13 protein-coding genes are annotated in these 16703 nt (G+C 31.0%); 8 read left to right on the top strand and 5 right to left on the bottom strand.

Going from position 1 to position 16703, the window contains the following annotated elements; genetic code table 11:
* Positions 1-1188: a pyridoxal phosphate-dependent aminotransferase gene (locus tag EYW44_RS02915; RefSeq protein WP_207893737.1), complete on the top strand. Its 1188-nt coding sequence runs from the start codon at positions 1-3 to the stop codon at positions 1186-1188.
* A 56-nt stretch (positions 1189-1244) separates the two neighbouring features.
* Here EYW44_RS02915 and EYW44_RS02920 read toward each other — a convergent pair whose 3' ends face one another.
* Together EYW44_RS02920 and pruA are read right to left on the bottom strand one after the other, a co-directional pair.
* Complete coding sequence (locus tag EYW44_RS02920; protein WP_132722165.1) at positions 1245-2090, bottom strand: rhomboid family intramembrane serine protease; 846 nt, start codon at positions 2088-2090, stop codon at positions 1245-1247.
* A gap of 123 nt (positions 2091-2213) precedes the next feature.
* Positions 2214-3839, bottom strand: a complete 1626-nt coding sequence (gene pruA / locus EYW44_RS02925) for an L-glutamate gamma-semialdehyde dehydrogenase (protein WP_132722166.1) — start codon at positions 3837-3839, stop codon at positions 2214-2216.
* A gap of 128 nt (positions 3840-3967) precedes the next feature.
* On the opposite strand from pruA, the gene EYW44_RS02930 reads away from it, so the two are divergent.
* Positions 3968-4642: an NRDE family protein gene (locus EYW44_RS02930; protein ID WP_132722167.1), complete on the top strand. Its 675-nt coding sequence runs from the start codon at positions 3968-3970 to the stop codon at positions 4640-4642.
* 72 nt (positions 4643-4714) lie between these two features.
* Here EYW44_RS02930 and EYW44_RS02935 read toward each other — a convergent pair whose 3' ends face one another.
* The 3 genes from EYW44_RS02935 to EYW44_RS02945 are packed head-to-tail and all read right to left on the bottom strand — an operon-like array spanning position 4715 to position 7479.
* On the bottom strand, positions 4715-5812 hold the full coding sequence (locus EYW44_RS02935; protein ID WP_132722168.1) for a DUF3667 domain-containing protein: 1098 nt from the start codon (positions 5810-5812) through the stop codon (positions 4715-4717).
* Positions 5812-6198 carry a Co2+/Mg2+ efflux protein ApaG gene (gene apaG / locus EYW44_RS02940; protein WP_132722169.1) on the bottom strand — a complete coding sequence of 129 codons (387 nt, stop codon included), beginning with the start codon at positions 6196-6198 and terminating at the stop codon, positions 5812-5814. Before apaG ends, EYW44_RS02935 begins: the two co-directional genes overlap by 1 nt.
* Positions 6199-6249: 51 nt before the next feature.
* Positions 6250-7479 (bottom strand): DUF5103 domain-containing protein, encoded by a 1230-nt coding sequence (locus tag EYW44_RS02945; RefSeq protein ID WP_132722170.1) that lies wholly within the window; start codon positions 7477-7479, stop codon positions 6250-6252.
* Positions 7480-7639: 160 nt separating this feature from the next.
* Between EYW44_RS02945 and EYW44_RS02950 the strand changes: the two genes are divergently transcribed.
* From EYW44_RS02950 to EYW44_RS02975, 6 genes are all read left to right on the top strand, one after another.
* Positions 7640-10399, top strand: coding sequence for a TonB-dependent receptor (locus EYW44_RS02950; protein ID WP_132722171.1), 2760 nt, complete (start codon positions 7640-7642; stop codon positions 10397-10399).
* A gap of 27 nt (positions 10400-10426) precedes the next feature.
* Positions 10427-11635 carry a DUF4876 domain-containing protein gene (locus tag EYW44_RS02955; RefSeq protein WP_132722172.1) on the top strand — a complete coding sequence of 403 codons (1209 nt, stop codon included), beginning with the start codon at positions 10427-10429 and terminating at the stop codon, positions 11633-11635.
* A gap of 31 nt (positions 11636-11666) precedes the next feature.
* Positions 11667-13184, top strand: coding sequence for a DUF6850 family outer membrane beta-barrel protein (locus EYW44_RS02960; protein WP_132722173.1), 1518 nt, complete (start codon positions 11667-11669; stop codon positions 13182-13184).
* Between the two features lie 219 nt (positions 13185-13403).
* Entirely contained in the window at positions 13404-14750 is a 1347-nt protein-coding gene (locus EYW44_RS02965; protein WP_132722174.1) for a Na(+)-translocating NADH-quinone reductase subunit A, read from the top strand.
* Positions 14751-14754: 4 nt separating this feature from the next.
* Positions 14755-15960 carry an NADH:ubiquinone reductase (Na(+)-transporting) subunit B gene (locus EYW44_RS02970; protein WP_132722175.1) on the top strand — a complete coding sequence of 402 codons (1206 nt, stop codon included), beginning with the start codon at positions 14755-14757 and terminating at the stop codon, positions 15958-15960.
* 2 nt (positions 15961-15962) lie between these two features.
* Positions 15963-16703, top strand: coding sequence for a Na(+)-translocating NADH-quinone reductase subunit C (locus tag EYW44_RS02975; protein WP_132722176.1), 741 nt, complete (start codon positions 15963-15965; stop codon positions 16701-16703).

Consider the following 16703-nt stretch of genomic DNA (forward strand, 5'->3'; position numbering starts at 1 on the left):
ATGTCAGAAGCATTATCTAACAGGATTAAAAGTTTACCTGTATCGCAAACTTTAGCAATGGCAGCTAAAGCAAGAGAATTAAAGAATCAAGGAAAAGATATTATTAGTTTAAGTTTGGGAGAGCCAGACTTTAATACTCCTGATTTTATTAAAGATTCAGCAGTAGAAGCAATTAATCAAAATTTTAATTCATATACACCTGTTGATGGGTATGTAGAGTTAAAAGAAGCTATTTGCACTAAATTTAAGAGAGATAATAATTTAACGTATACGCCTAGTCAAATTGTAGTTTCTACAGGAGCAAAACAGTCAATAGCAAATGTAGCTCAGGTTTTATTAAACCCTGGAGATGAGGTTTTATTACCTGCTCCATATTGGGTAAGCTATTCTGCAATAGCTACTTTATGTGAGGCTAAGTTTGTAGAGATTCCTTCTTCTATTGATAATGATTTTAAAATTACTCCAGCGCAATTAGAGGAATCAATTACTCCTAAAACTAAGATGATATTCTTTAACTCTCCAAATAACCCTAGTGGAACAATTTACACAGAGGAAGAGTATAGAGCATTGGCAAAGGTTTTAGAAAAGTATCCAGATATTTATATTCTTTCTGATGAAATTTATGAGCATATTAATTATGGAGCAAAGCCTTTTAGTTTTGCAGCTATTGAGAGTATGTTTGATAGAACAATTACTGTTAACGGATTAGCAAAAGCTTTTGCTATGACAGGTTGGAGAATTGGTTTTATAGGAGCGCCAGAATGGATTGCTAAAGCATGTACAAAAATGCAAGGTCAAATTACTTCTGGAACTAATTGTATTGCTCAGCGTGCTGCAATTACAGCGGTTTCTGCTGATCCTTCAAAAGTACAATATATGGTTGATGAGTTTAGATCGAGAAGAGATATTGTATTAGATTTATTAGGTAAGATAGATGGATTTAAATTAAATGTGCCAAATGGAGCTTTTTATATTTTTCCAGATATTTCTGCATTCTTCGGAAAAACCATCCGTAATAAAGAGATTAAGAATGCTAGCGACTTTTCTATGTTGTTATTAGAAGAAGCAAATGTTGCTACTGTAACAGGAGATGCATTTGGAGCACCTAACTGTATTCGTATGTCATATGCGGCTTCAGAATTACAACTAAGAGAAGCGGTAAAGCGTATTAAAGAAGTTGTAAGCTAGTAAAAGCTAAAAACGATAAAAAAAAGCTGTTTTAATGATCATTAAAACAGCTTTTTTTATGAATTTGATTTATTGGATAATTCATCTAGTTTACGTTTGTCTTTTTTCGATAAACTATCGTATCCTTTTTTGTTGATTTTATCTAATATTTTATTGAGTTCATTTTCTTTGTTTACTTTATCTTCATTGTATTTATCGTCAATAGTTACATATCCTTTGGATTTTGTAAAAAGGTTAGAAACGATAAGAAAACTAGGTTTTGTAATTATTAAATATAGAAAAATACTAGAAGGAATAACAATAAGAGCTATGGGGAAATAATTCGTAACTAAAATGGATGGCTGTAATAAAATGGCAAATAGTAATCCAAAAATTCCTCCTCCTAAATGTGCTTCGTGTCCAATATTATCTTTTTGATTCTTGATGCCATAGATAGAGTATAAAACAAAGATAATTCCGTATAACCAACCTGGTATTTGAATAGGAAGAAATATAAAACCAACTTCAATTTTGGGGAATAATCCAATAGCAGCAAAAACTAGTCCGCTTACAGCTCCAGAAGCTCCTACAGCACTATAGTCTGGATGATTTTTATGAATAAAAAGAGCAAAAATGTTACCTCCAATTAAGCTTGTAAAGTATAATAGTGAAAAAAGAACAGGGCCTAAATAGTTTTCTAGATTGTAGCTAAATAGATATAATGTTACAATATTAAAAGAAAAATGTATCCAGTTAATGTGTAAAAAGCCAGAGGTAATTAATCTCTTATAGTCTTTTTTATTTAGAATTTCATTTACTCTGAAAGAAAAGGTATTTAAAAAGTTTCTTTCCTTTAAGCCTTTATAAGTGAAGATTGTATTAGTGATGATTAATGTTAAAGTAGCAATTCCGACTTTTTCCATAATTTAAAATTTAATCATAGCAAATAATAATTTGCTTGTTTTTAAGCAAAACTAATAAAAATAAAAGAGCAACCTCCAATGAGATTGCTCTTTAAAATTTTATAAGACTCTGTAAAAATTATCCTATCCTAAAAATGGATAACGATAATCTACTGGAGAAACAAAAGTTTCTTTTATTAATCTTGGAGATACCCAACGTAATAAGTTTTGAGCAGAACCTGCTTTGTCATTTGTTCCTGAAGCTCTAGCACCACCAAAAGGTTGTTGACCTACAACAGCTCCTGTTGGCTTATCGTTAATGTAGAAATTACCTGCACAGTTTTCTAAAGCTTTTGTAGCTTCTGCTATAGCATATCTATCAGTAGAGAAAATAGCACCTGTTAATGCATACTCAGAAGTACCATCAACTAACTGTAATGTTTCAGCCCAATCTTTATCTTCATAAACATAAATAGTAACCACAGGACCAAATAATTCAGTTTCCATAGTTGTATATTTAGGATTTGTTGTTAAAATTACAGTAGGCTCAATAAAGTAACCTTTTGATTTGTCATAGTTACCACCAGCAATAATTTCAGCATCAGCGTCACTTTTTGCAGCATCTATATATTTAGCTAACTTATCAAAAGAACCTTCGTGAATAACAGCAGTTATAAAGTTGCTCATATCTTCAGGAGATCCCATTTTGAAAGAAGCAACATCTTCTTTAACAAACTCTAAAACGTCGTTTGCAATTGATTTAGGTAAATATACTCTTGAAGCAGCAGAACATTTTTGTCCTTGGAATTCAAAAGCTCCACGAGAAATTCCTGTTGCAACTTGCTTAGGATTTGCAGATGGATGCGCTACAATAAAGTCTTTACCACCAGTTTCTCCTACGATTCTTGGGTATGTTTTGTAAGTGTGAATGTTTTCACCAATCTTCTTCCATAACTCTTTAAATACAAAAGTAGATCCTGTAAAGTGTAAACCAGCAAAATCTGGAGAAGATAAAACTACGTCAGTAATCTCAACTGGATCACCATAAATAACGTTAATTACTCCGTCAGGAACACCAGCTTCTTTAAACACGTCAATAATTACTTGAGCAGAAAAAATTTGACTATCAGAAGGTTTCCATACAACAGTGTTACCCATCATAGCTGCAGATGCAGGTAAATTAGCTGCAATTGCAGTAAAGTTAAAAGGAGTAATAGCATATACAAATCCTTCTAATGGTCTGTACTCAACACGATTCCAAATTCCATCATCAGAATTAGGTTGTTCGTTATAAATATCAGACATATATTCTACGTTAAAACGTAAAAAGTCAATTAATTCACAAGCAGCATCAATTTCTGCTTGGTGTATAGTTTTAGATTGTGCAATCATTGTTGCAGCATTAATTCTAGCTCTATAAGGACCAGCAATTAATTCAGCAGCTTTTAAAAAGATAGCTGCACGTTGTTCCCATGGCATTTGTGCCCAATCTTTGCGAGCTTCTAAAGCAGCATCAATAGCTTTTTGAGCATGACCTTTGTCTCCAACATGATAAGTACCAACAACATGTTGATGATCGTGAGGAGGAGTCATGTTTTTAGTGTTTCCTGTTCTTATTTCTTCGTTTCCAATGTACATAGGTACATCTACAGATCCGTTAAAATAAGCTTTATATTGTTTAGAAACATCTTCTCTTTCTTGAGACCCAGGAGCATACCCTTTTACTGGTTCATTTATTGCTACAGGTACATTGAAAAATCCTTTTCCCATGGTTGTCTGTTTATTTTTTATTGATAATTTTGGTTTTACAAATGTACAATTTTAAGACGGTTTTTGTAAAGTTTGTTATTGACTTACAACTATTATGATTGTATAATTATAAATCTAAACAAAAATACATGTGTACAGTAAGTTATTTACCTCTTGGAGATGCTGATTTTATACTTACTTCTAATAGAGATGAAAATCCTAAAAGAAAAACTTTAGCACCACAAGAATATAACGATGAAGGTGTGTTATTAACTTATCCAAAAGATGAAGTTGCTGGCGGAACTTGGATTGGCTTGAGTGAAAAAAAGCGTTTGATTTGTTTGTTGAATGGAGGGTTAAAAAATCATGTTAGAGCCAAAAGTTATCGTTTAAGTAGAGGAGTGATAGTTAAGCAGTTTTTAAAAGTAGGTGGAGTAGTAGCTTATGCAAAAGAAATAGATTTAAATAATATTGAGCCTTTTACAATTGTATTGGTCGATTGGGAGGATCAATTAAAAGTGTATGAATTGGTTTGGACAGGAATTGAAAAAAGATTTCAAGAATTAGAAAACAAACCGCATATTTGGTCTAGTAGTACCTTGTATACAGAAGAAATGAAGCAATTAAGAAGTAATTGGTTTTCTGATTGGTTGTTGGATAGAGAAGAATTTTTACAACAAGATATTGTAGCTTTTCATTCTGATGATACTATTGGAACAACTGATACTTCTTTAAAGATGAAAAGAGAGCGTGTAGAAACTGTTAGTATTACTTCTGTTGTAAAGAAAAAAGAAAAAGTTTCAATGGAATATTTAGACTTTTAAACACAACACAAAATTCAAAGCGTAGATAATTATCCAGCTCAGAGATCTAAAATGTAAAGTTTAAAACAATCATTAATACATTGCTAACCCAACTATAGAAATTATAATGATTGTGAATACCATTAAAATTGAAAATATAAAATTAATTGTAAAAAACTTTACAAGTGTTTTAAACCATTTTTGTTTGTAAAACCTTTTCATAGCGATGAACAAATAGATAAGAAAAGAAATAGAAAAGGTTTGTAAAATACTTACTGTTTTAAATGTGGTAAAAAATCGGACAAACAATAATGCTGTTAAAATAATAAAGCATACGGTTTGAATATGAAATGTAAATACCAAATGTTCCACATATGTATAGCCTCTTCTTACATAGAGTAATTTCAGAAATAAAGCTAATATAGGTAAAAGGATAAGTAAAGCTATTGAAATATAAGAGATAAGATGATCGTTGAATTTTTCTTGTTCACCATTTTTATCAAAAAAACTATTGATTACTCCAGCTCTAGAATACCAAAATCGGTTTGAAAAGCTTTTCTCAAAATTTAATTTTTCTAAGGCTTCATCTGTAGACATTCTTGGATGCTCTCTTTGAAATTTTATAAAAGAATTAATGTTGTCATTGTCTGCAAATGTTAGTTTAAAGCTTTTTAATTCTTTATTTAGTGCAATAGAATCTTGTACTCTTGTTATCGAATCATTTTTTATTAACTGCTGTAAAGAATCTGTTTTCTTTTGAGCTTTTTCCAGTTCGGTAAAAATAGCATCTCTGATATCTTTCTCACTATTTTCTTTTTTTACAGCGACTTTAGTTTCGTTTAATTCTTTATATTTTTTATGAGTCTTTAAAATACCAACCACTAAAAAGAAAAGAATAGACATGGTAATGTAAAAGCGAAATGGATTTGTATACCTAGCTCTTTTACCTTCAATATAATCTTTAGAGACCTTCCCAGGTTTAAAGAGTAAAGGAAAAATGGTTCTCCAAAATTTAGCATCCCAAGAAAAAAAACTAGCGAATACTTCTCTGATAAAGGTGCTAAATGTAATTTTTTTATTATTTGCTTTCTGTCCACAGTTTGGACAAAAAACTTCATTTCCTGTAAAAGGATGTCCACAGTTTAAACACGCAATTTCTTTAATTTTTGGTTGCTTTTTTCTCTTAATCATTAGTTTAGTGATGGAGTAGTATTTAGTTGAAAAGTTGGTATAGTGGCAAAAAATGATTGATTGTTTTCTATATCAACCATTCGATATTTTCCTTTCATAGCACCTGTAGATGACAATAAAAAACAATTAGAAGTGTAATTATATTCTTCTTGAGGTTTTAAAACAGGAGTTTGTCCTACAACGCCTTTTCCCTCTACATATTCAGTGTCATTTAATGCGTCTAAAATAGTCCAAAAACGATCTGTTAATTGAACTGTTTTTTCTGAAAAGTTTTTAATAGAAATAAAGTAACTGAAGGCGTAGTATTGCATGTAGCCTCTGTACATGGTACCGTTATATGTAGTTTTTACAGTAATTTTAATTCCCTTTGTTACTTGCTCAACCATAAATTAAATTTATAAAAAAAAGATAACAACGTTGTATTGTTCGTTAAAAAATTATCTATTCTGATCAAAAAATCCATTTCCAATACCTATAACTCTATCAAACAAACCTCCAAAAGGTTTGTAATAAACAATTACAGTGTATTCATTCTCAGTTTCAAAAAAAGTTCCGTTAATTTCATTTAAATTGAACTGATCATTAGCGTCTTTAGTGGCGTATGTGTAATTATAAAAGCCTTGTTTTAGAAAAATAGAAGCCTCATAAAGATTAGATTCTTCGTTATAAGTCATTTTGTTTTCATTATCAAAAGCATAATTATTGAAGCTTCCATAAACATAAATGTCTTTGTTGTTGTAAAGTTCATCAGTTTCTAAAGTAAAATGCATTAAAGCATAATCGGCTTCAGAATCATCATCTTCACCATCTAAAGTTCTTATAGTAAAATCGCCATTAATATCAGGGTTATAAGTATAAGGTTTTTTTCTACGCTCTATATCTGTATATAAATAATTAAGGAAAATGTCTTGGCGCTCGGTTTTGGCAATATTCACATTCGTATTTCTTATTTGTTTATTATCAAAATTTAAAAACTCATTACCTCCCCAAAAGTTGGTTTTATTGGTGTAGTTGTAAATAAGTCTGTTATTGTTAATAAATTGAGGTGTAAGGTTGCTTAGTGTAGTATTCCAGTTGTTATTTTGTAATAAATGAACTTTTATTTCTTGAGCAGGGTTGTTTATTTGAAGTCCTCTATGATCTATTATAAATTGTACAGTTTGTTGCTGATTTAAAAATTCGGTATTTCTACTCCTAATAACATTTACACCAACAGTTGTTATGTTTTCATAAAAAACACATCTTCTTGTAAAAATAACTTCATCATCATCGTTTAAAACAGAAACAATATAATTACCACTTTTGGTTACTGTTGTATTTTGATTCGGAATTTTAACGCTGTAATGTGTGTAATTTTGAAGTGTATTAAAAGAATTACTTACATCAATAATATAATTTTGATCAAAACCATCTATGTATTGATTTACTTGTAAATTGCTTGGTTTCCAATCATAGGTCATATGTTCAATTTTGTATTGATATTCCTTGTTATCAGCCTCTAAATCATCAAAAGAAAGTTCTAAAACCGAACCTAATGGAACAAAAGCTTGTCTTGCATTTCCATGTAATGGTCTCAGTTGAATACTTTTAATAGTTTGACTGCTTGTTTGCAAAGCGAATATCAATGAAAATATATATGATGTCTTTCTGATTAAATCGTATATCATTATTTAGTTTTTAGCCTAAGTTTTAAATAAACATTACAAATATGCTCATTTCTTTTTAGATAAAACCTATCAAAAATAAAACCAAATCTGAACATATGTTATTTAGATTAATTAAGAATAACTATATATTAGCCCGCTAAAATGAAATGCTGTTAGGCAAATGAGATATTACTTTTTTCTATTTAGTGTGATGATTTTTGTGAGTATATCGGCACAAGTCAATATTAAAATTCATGTAAAAGATTCATTACATAGTCCTGTAAAAGATGCTTATGTATTATTGAATTCAAAGCCAAAATTAACAGGTCAAAACGGAGGGGTTTCATTTGTTGTAAAAAAAGGAACTTACCAACTTTCTGTAAATCATATCGCATATGAAACTTTCAGTAAAAAGTTAGTTGTAGATAAAGATTTGGTTTTTTCTGTAGAGTTAAATGATAATAAAGAATTATTGCAAGAAGTAGTTGTTACGGCTAAAGAGTCAGATAATATTACATCTACTTCAGTTATTGATAAAAGAGCAATGTCTCATTTACAGCCTTCAAGTTTTTCTGATTTAATGAGTTTGTTGCCAGGTAATAATGTTGGTGCTCCAGTACTTACTTCTGCCAATAATTTGTTGTTGAGAGAAACGGGAGTTGGAGATCCAGATGGAAATTATACAACATCTTCGTTAGGGATTTCTTTTTTAGTGGATGGTATGCCTATAAATACGAATGCAAACTTGCAACAAACTATTGGTTCTAGTTTTGCAATTAATCCAATTGGAGGTCAAGTAGATCAAAGTAGAAGAACAGTTCGTACAGGAGTAGATATGCGAGCAATCTCAACTGATGATATTGAAACAGTTGAAGTTGTTAGAGGAGTTGCTTCAGCTAAGTATGGTGATTTAAGTAGTGGTTTAATAAGGATAAAAAGAAAAAACGGAGAAACTAGGTGGAATGCTAGGGTTAAATCAGACGGATTTAGTAAGTTGTTTTATTTAGGTAAAGGATATTATTTTGATAAATCTAATCTTGGTTTCAATTTTAATCTTGGTTATTTAGATGCAAAATCAGATCCTCGAAACGAATTAGAAAATTACGAAAGAATTACAGCCTCTGTACGTTTGCAAAAAACATTTGAAACAGTTCACCCGTTAACGTGGAATTTAAACATTGACTATACTGGTACAGTTGATGGTGAAGAAACAGACCCTGATATTGGTATTGAAAATCTGGATAAATACAAATCTTCTTATAGTAATGTTCGCTTATCAAATGAGTTGAACATGGATTTTTCTGAAGGGTTTTTAAGAAATCTGAATTTTAAGGTAAATGTTAATTCATCAAATGATAGAATAGAGCAAACAAGATGGCGTCAATTAACAAGTGCTACTTCACTATCTGTAAATACAGAAGAAGGTGAAGGATATGGAATCTTTTTAGAGCCAAGTTATCTGTCTCATATAATTATTGACGGAAAACCTTTAGATATTTTTTCTGATTTATCAAGTGTATTTGAGTTCAATACGTTTTCAGTAAAAAACAAATTATCAGCTGGTTTTAATTATTCATATTCAAAAAATAATGGATTAGGTCAGATTTATGACATAACTAGGCCTCCAACCTCAACAGGATTTATTTTAGCTAGACCAAGGGCTTTTAAAGATATTCCTGCAATGCAAAATGTGGCTTTTTATGTTGAAGATATAATGAGTTGGAGTTTAAATAAAACCATTTTTACATTAAGAGCAGGAGTTAGAGGAAATTCAATAGTCGGATTGGATGATAATTATGAGATTAACGGAAAGTTGTTTGTAAATCCTAGATTGAATTTAAAAGTAGATTTGCCCAAAATAAATTTTTCTAAAGGAAGAGCATTAGCTGTTAATATTACAGCAGGTTATGGTAAGCAGCATAAGTTACCAACACAAAATATGTTGTTTCCGCAAGATAGAGTAGTAGATTTTGAACAGTTGAATTATTTTCATCCAAATGAAGAATTTAGAAGAGTTCATTACCAAACCTATATTTTTCCACAAGTTAATTATAGAATAAAACCAGCTTTAAACACAAAAAAAGAGATCCGTTTAGGGTTGAATTATGATTATCATTCTTTGTATGTCACCTATTTTGATGAGAAAATGTCGTCTGGTTTCAGAAACGTTTCTCAAAAGCATAATGCAACTTACAAAGTATACGATACATCTGGTTTAGATCCAAATATAATAACAGAGGCACCTGCTGTTGAAAATTTACCTTTCACTGAAGTTGATGCACAAATTTTAACAGCACAAGAGAGTAATGGAAGTGCTATTTATAAAAGAGGAATAGAATTTCAGTACACAGGAAAACGATTCAAAGGAATCAATACTCGTTTTACGATAACTGGAGCTTGGTTTAAAACTGAATACACTAATTCTTTACCGTTTTTAGCCTTTGCAGAAAATAGAACTATTAATGGTGTCTTCCATTCTAATATTGGAGTGTATCAAGATGATGATTCATTCTTAAAAGAAGCATTACAAACAAGTATTACTGCGGATACGTACTTTCAAAAATTAGGATTAACAACTTCTTTTAGAACAGATGTTAATTGGTATGCAACTTCGCTATCATCAGATAAAAGTAGAGTCCCTTTTCAGTATATAAATGAAGCAGGTGAGGTTTTTCCTTATACCGATGTTGAAGCGAATGATCCAATATTGCAGTCATTAATAAGAGCTGCTACAGGCAGTAATAATAATCTTAGAAGAACTCCTTTAGCGTTAAGTGCACATTTAAAAATATCCAAAAAATTCTACAAAAATTTCACAGTATCCATGTATATGAATAATCTCTTTAATTATTTTGAAATAAATGATATAGATGATGAATTAGCAGGTCAAAGACAATTTGTAGATCCTTATTTCGGAATGGAAATGAACGTCAAATTTTAAACATAATTATATAAATAATCAATCATAATGAAGTATATCAAACATTTTTTAATGTTGGCTTTAGCAGTTGTTTTTTTTACTGCGTGTAGCGAAGATCCTATAGTTGTAGCAAAGCAAACAAATGCAACTATTAATTTGTTAAATCCATCAGAATCGGTAGATATTACATCTTTTGAAGGTGCTATTATTACTTTCACAGAATTAAATACTAAAACAACAACAAGTAAAAGAATAGATAATAATGTTGTTGAGTTGACATTAAATCAAGGAAGTTATGAGGTTTCTATAAATGGAGGAGTGAAGTATAGCCTAAATGGTGAAGAGCAAGAAGGAAATATTGGAGCTTTTGTAAGTGAATTAAATTTTATAGAAGATGAGCAAACTGAAGATGTTCAGCTGTCATTAAAATCATTTAGTAAAGATTTTATTATTGAAGAGATTTTCTTTACAGGTTCTTTAGCTCCAGATGGAAGTTCTTATGGAGGTGATAAGTATTTTAAGTTATATAATAATACTGATGAAGTGTTATATGCTGATGGTTTATTGCTTGTTCAGTCAAGGTTTTTAACTGTTGATAAACAAGATTATTCTCCAAATGTAATGCCTGAAGCTTATACAGTAGGTTCAATGGTGCAATTGCCAGGTTCAGGAACTGAATATCCAATTGAAGCAGGGAAATCTTTAATTGTTGCAATGGATGGAATAAACCATGTAGAGCTTAATGCAAATTCTATTGATTTAAGTACGGCTAATTTTGAAATATTTAATGATGGTTTTGGAGATGTAGATAGCCCAACTGTTACAAATGCGACTAATTTAGTAGAAAATATTTTTCCTCATGGTAGAGGATTTGATGGTTATGCTATTGCTAGATTTCCAGAAGGAGTAACAGCAGATAGTTATTTAGCAGATGCTACTAATAAATATGATTATGACTGGACATTAGTGTTTGGAACTTTTTCATTTGATGAGTCAGCTACAAGCTTTAAATTACCTAATGAATGGATTTTAGATGCGGTTAATTTAAGTGTTGAGTCGGAGTTCCAGTGGATTGTAACTGATCCTTCTTTAGATAGTAGTTATACATATTGTGGTAAAGTTGATAGAGACGATACTCGTTTTGGAAAGTCAGTTAGAAGAAAGGTATTACAAGAGGTTGACGGAGTTCGTTTATTGCAAGATACCAATAATTCAGCAGTAGATTTTATTCCAGAAGCAAGTCTTTCTTTAAAATAAATAAAAGTAAGTTGTTTTAATAATTATAGTGATGAGAATGAGAAAAGTGCTTTTAGTTTTTATGTGTGTGTTATGTGGGGTTATTTATGCACAAGATGATAATAAAGATATCTTTGTTAAAATAAAACAAGATCATAACGAGAAGCAGTTTTTTAAAAGTGTTTTCGAAAACCCTGCGTTAATGCCTGTTTTTGGAAAATATAAATTCTCGAAAATTAAAGCAACATATTCAAAATTAAAAGATGAAGCTTATTTGATTCAAAAGCCCAATCAAGAAGAGAATGTACAGTTGTCGGCTTCATCTTTTTTTCCTACAGATAGTGTAACTACTCTTTGGGGTAAAGTATCTTATCAGAACTTAAAACAAAGAAATGTTGTTTTAAATGAATCTATAGATTACGACTTATTGTATCCTTATTTAACAGCAGACACTGTTGGTGGCGATTTAAATAATGAAAAATATTATTTTTCTGGAGGTTATGCCAAAACTCTAGGTAAAGTTAATCTAGGGGCTTTTTTAAGTTATAGAGCAACGTTGGCTAGTAGAAGTAGAGACCCTAGAGTTCGCAATGTTAGTTCAGATTTAGAATTGAAAGCAGGGATTGCTTTTAATGATTTTATTGGTAGTTATGTAGGTGCTTATGCAAACTATCAAAAGTATTCTCAATCGAATAGTTTACGTTTTTTTAGTATCATAAGTAACCCTGTGGTATATCATTTAAATGGATTAGGATATTTTAATAGCTTGTTAAGAGGATCAAGGTTAGATGCTTTTTATGAGGGGAGTGGTTATGGAGCGGGATTTCAATTTTCTCCAACCAAAAATCAAGATATCTGGTTTACTCTAGATTACAAACAATTAGAAATAGGGAAGTTTATTACAGAGGAGTTGAGTACACAATCATCAGTTTTAACAAATCGTAATTTAGATGTTCATCTCCTTAAATTATTTAAAAGAGAAAACTCTTCAACTTTAGGAGTAAAACTTAGTTACAGAAGTTCAGAAAAAGTAGGTGTAGAGTCTATTCTTTCAGCAAGAAATGGAATAGGCTTACAAATTTTAGCTCAAAATGAGAACTATTTGTTAAAAAATAATACTTACGAGTTAAGTGGACTTTATTTAAAAGAAAAAAGAAACAGTTTATTAAGTGTTACTCCTTATGTGAATTATCAGCAATACAATGAAGATTATCTTTTAGTCAGAAGTTTTCAGTATTTCGATTATTTGAGTTTTGGTGTTAATTCTCATTATTTAAATAAGATCAATAACAAAACTATTTTTTCATGCTCCTTGAACTTAAAATATAAATCAGTGTTGGAAGGAAGCTCTTTGTTAAGAAACGATTCTGAAATTTCTTTGTCAAATATGGTAGCTTCTAACTTTAATTTTCTGTCATCAGGTTTTTCTCAAGCTGACATTAATTTAAAGATCGATTATAAATTAAAAGAAGACTTAAATCTTTTTTGGAGTGTAAATAGTAATCTTTTATTGTTTGAAGAAAATCGTTTAAATTATTATTACTCAATTTCTACAGGAATTAGTTTCTAAGTAATTATTAACGTTTCAAAAAAGAAAATCCATTTAATTTTTAAATGGATTTTCTTTTTGCTATTCAATCAGATCAGAATTAGATTATTTCTGTTTCTTTTAATTTAGAATGGATATAAATAGTTGTCTTAAGTCGAGATAAGAAACCAAATCCTTACAGAAAAACTACAAAATGAGTAAATTTGCGTGTTTTAAAGAAAATCAAATCATATTGTTACTATGTCAAAAGACATCCGTATAAAAAAAGGGCTTGATATAAAGCTCGTTGGTGAAGCAAAACAAGTAACTACCGAACTTCCAATAGGTGGTGTGTTTGCAGTAAAACCAGATGATTTTCACGGTGTAATCCCAAAGATTTTAGCGAAAGAAGGAACAGAAGTAAAAGCAGGTCAAGCTCTATTTTATGATAAGAGTGATGAACGTATTTTATTTCCAAGTCCTGTGAGTGGTAAAATTACTGAGATTGTTCGTGGAGCTCGTAGAAAAGTTTTAGAGATAAAAATTACAACTAGCGAAACTCAAGACTACAAAGATTTCGGTAAAGTTGACGTAGAAAGTATGTCGGCTGAAGAAATTAAGAGTCATTTATTTGCTTCTGGTTGCTGGCCATTTGTAAAACAACGTCCATACGATGTTGTAGCAAATCCAAATCAAGCACCAAAAGCAATTTTTGTTTCAGGGCATGCGAGTGCTCCTTTAGCTGCAGATTTTGATTATGTTTTACAAGGTAAAGAAGCTGAATTACAAGCTGCTTTAACTGCATTATCTAAATTGACTGAAGGAAAAGTTCATGTGTCTGTAGGTTCTTCAAATTCACCTTTAAAAGGAATGAAGAATGTTGAGTTACACAATGTTTCTGGACCACACCCAGTTGGAAATGTAAGTACACAAATAGCTCAGGTTGATCCTATCAACAAAGGAGAAGTTGTTTGGGTTGTTGCAGCTCACGATTTAGTGGTAATAGGAGAATTATTGTTAACCGGTGAACTTCACGTAAAGCGTACTGTTGCATTAACAGGTTCTAAAATAAATGAACCAAAATATGTTACAGCATATGCAGGAGCTCAAATTGGAGATGTTGTAAAAGGAAACTTAAACAACGATAATACACGTGTAATAAGTGGAAACGTTCTTAGTGGTTTACAAGCATCTGAAGAAGGTTTCTTAGGGTATTATGATAATCAAATTACAGCAATTCCAGAAGGAGACGATTATGAGTTCTTTGGTTGGAATAAACCTGTTTTTAACAAAATATCTACTTCTAGAGCATTAACTTTCTCTTGGTTGAATCCAAAGAAGAAATATGATTTAAATACAAATACTAACGGAGAGCATAGAGCTTTTGTAGTTACTGGATCATATGAAGAAGTATTTCCTTTAGATATTTATCCGATGCAATTATTAAAAGCATGTATGTATAAAGATTTAGATGAGATGGAAGGATTAGGAGCTTATGAAGTAGCACCAGAAGACTTCGCGTTAACAGAATTTATTTGTGTATCGAAACAACCTCACCAAAGCATAATTCGTAAGGGATTAGATTTAATGAGAGAAGAACTAGGATAAGATTATGGGCTTAAAACAAAATTTACATAATTTAAAAGAAAAGTATAAAGGAACCAAAATGGCACCGCTATTCAATGGTTTTCATACTTTTTTATACTTGCCAAATGAGACAACTCATGGAGGAACTCATATTAAAGGGGCAGACGATTTAAAACGTACAATGAATACAGTAATCATGGCTTTAATTCCATGTTTAATATTCGGTATGTTTAATGCAGGTTACCAACACCATGTAGCTACAGGAGAAGTAGAGAGAGTTACAGGTTTTTTTAGTGGTAATTTTTGGAACTTAAGTAATTTAGGAGTAGGACTTATTAAAGTTTTACCTTTAGTTGTTGTTTCTTACGTAGTAGGATTGGCAATAGAATTCGTGTTTTGTATTATCAAAGGACACGAAATTGAAGAAGGATACTTAGTAACAGGTATGTTAGTACCTTTAATAGTACCTGTAGATTTACCTTTATGGATGTTAGCTGTAGCAGTTGCTTTTGGTGTAGTTATAGGTAAAGAAGTATTTGGTGGTACTGGAATGAATATTTTAAATCCAGCTTTAACAATCCGTGCGTTTTTATTCTTCGCATATCCAACTTGGATGTCAGGAGATAAAGTATGGGTGCACGATGCAGTAGCAAGAGCAGGTCAAGCTGATGCTATTTCTGGTGAAACAATTTTAGGTAGTTACGCACAAAATCAAGAAGTTGCTTATTCAATTTCAGATATGTTTTTCGGATTTATTCCAGGTTCTGTAGGTGAAACTTCTACATTCTTAATTTTATTAGGAGCTGCTTTTTTAATTTTTACTAAAATTGGTAGTTGGAGAATTATTGTATCTACGTTTTTAGGAGCTGCAGTTATGGGATTAATCTTTAATTTGATTGCTTCTAATGGAATTATTGCTGATGGTAGTAAGTTTTATGGATTAATGAGTACAGACTGGTGGCAACACTTAATTATTGGTGGTTTAGCATTTGGTGCAGTATATATGGCAACAGATCCAGTTACAGCTTCACAAACTAATAAAGGTAAATGGATATATGGTTTCTTAATCGGATTCTTATCTATTATGATTAGAGTTTTCAACCCTGCATATCCAGAAGGAGTATTCTTAGCAATCTTATTAATGAATGTATTTGCTCCAACCATTGATCATTACGTAGTACAAGGTAATGTAAAGAGAAGATTAAAACGTTTAAAAGCTAAAACAGCATAATTATGGCATCAAAAACAGATAGTAATGTATACACAGTACTTTTTGCCATTGGAATGGTATTAGTAGTAGGAGCACTTTTAGCTTTTACAGCATCAACACTTCGTCCAACAATCGATGCAAACAAGCGTATCGAAAAGCAGCAAAACATTTTGTATGCTATGGGAGTAAATGATAATGATGAGAGTAGTGCAATCTTTGTATCTAAAGATAAAGTAGCAGAAGAGTTTTCTAAATATATCAAAAAGCAATTAGTAATTGCTGGTGATGATGTAAAAGAAGATAACAATGCTTATTTAATAGATATTAAAAAGCAACAAACATTAGCAAAAGCAGGTAACGTAAGAAAATTACCTTTATTTGTTGGAGAAAAAGATGGTAAAACATTTTATATAGCTCCAATTAGAGGTAAAGGTTTATGGGATGCTATTTGGGGATATGTTGCTATGGATAAAAACATGGTTGTTCAAGGTGTGTATTTTGATCACGCTGGTGAAACTGCTGGTTTAGGATCAAACATAAAGCAACGTTTCTTTATGGATGATTTTACAGGAGAAGAGTTAATGTCTAACGGAAGCTTTAAAGGAATTAGAGTTGCTAAAGGTAATAACGATCCAAAGAACGAGGATAAAACAGATAATGAGGTAGATGCAATTGCAGGTGCAACAATTACTGGTGATGGAGTTTCTGCAATGATCAAAACTGAGATTAAGCAGTATGTACCTTACTTTAAAACATTAAAATAA

The sequence above is a fragment of the Tenacibaculum sp. M341 genome (assembly GCF_004337695.1).
Classification (GTDB): Bacteria; Bacteroidota; Bacteroidia; order Flavobacteriales; family Flavobacteriaceae; genus Polaribacter.

Excerpts from the sequence above, each read along its gene's own strand:
- EYW44_RS02935 (WP_132722168.1), bottom strand. The coding sequence starts at position 5,812 with ATGATTAAGAGAAAAAAGCAACCAAAAATTAAAGAAATTGCGTGTTTA.
- EYW44_RS02960 (WP_132722173.1), top strand. The coding sequence starts at position 11,667 with ATGAGAATGAGAAAAGTGCTTTTAGTTTTTATGTGTGTGTTATGTGGG.
- EYW44_RS02945 (WP_132722170.1), bottom strand. The coding sequence starts at position 7,479 with ATGATATACGATTTAATCAGAAAGACATCATATATATTTTCATTGATA.
- pruA (WP_132722166.1), bottom strand. The coding sequence starts at position 3,839 with ATGGGAAAAGGATTTTTCAATGTACCTGTAGCAATAAATGAACCAGTA.
- EYW44_RS02965 (WP_132722174.1), top strand. The coding sequence starts at position 13,404 with ATGTCAAAAGACATCCGTATAAAAAAAGGGCTTGATATAAAGCTCGTT.
- EYW44_RS02950 (WP_132722171.1), top strand. The coding sequence starts at position 7,640 with ATGAGATATTACTTTTTTCTATTTAGTGTGATGATTTTTGTGAGTATA.
- EYW44_RS02930 (WP_132722167.1), top strand. The coding sequence starts at position 3,968 with ATGTGTACAGTAAGTTATTTACCTCTTGGAGATGCTGATTTTATACTT.
- apaG (WP_132722169.1), bottom strand. The coding sequence starts at position 6,198 with ATGGTTGAGCAAGTAACAAAGGGAATTAAAATTACTGTAAAAACTACA.
- EYW44_RS02955 (WP_132722172.1), top strand. The coding sequence starts at position 10,427 with ATGAAGTATATCAAACATTTTTTAATGTTGGCTTTAGCAGTTGTTTTT.
- EYW44_RS02920 (WP_132722165.1), bottom strand. The coding sequence starts at position 2,090 with ATGGAAAAAGTCGGAATTGCTACTTTAACATTAATCATCACTAATACA.
- EYW44_RS02975 (WP_132722176.1), top strand. The coding sequence starts at position 15,963 with ATGGCATCAAAAACAGATAGTAATGTATACACAGTACTTTTTGCCATT.
- EYW44_RS02915 (WP_207893737.1), top strand. The coding sequence starts at position 1 with ATGTCAGAAGCATTATCTAACAGGATTAAAAGTTTACCTGTATCGCAA.
- EYW44_RS02970 (WP_132722175.1), top strand. The coding sequence starts at position 14,755 with ATGGGCTTAAAACAAAATTTACATAATTTAAAAGAAAAGTATAAAGGA.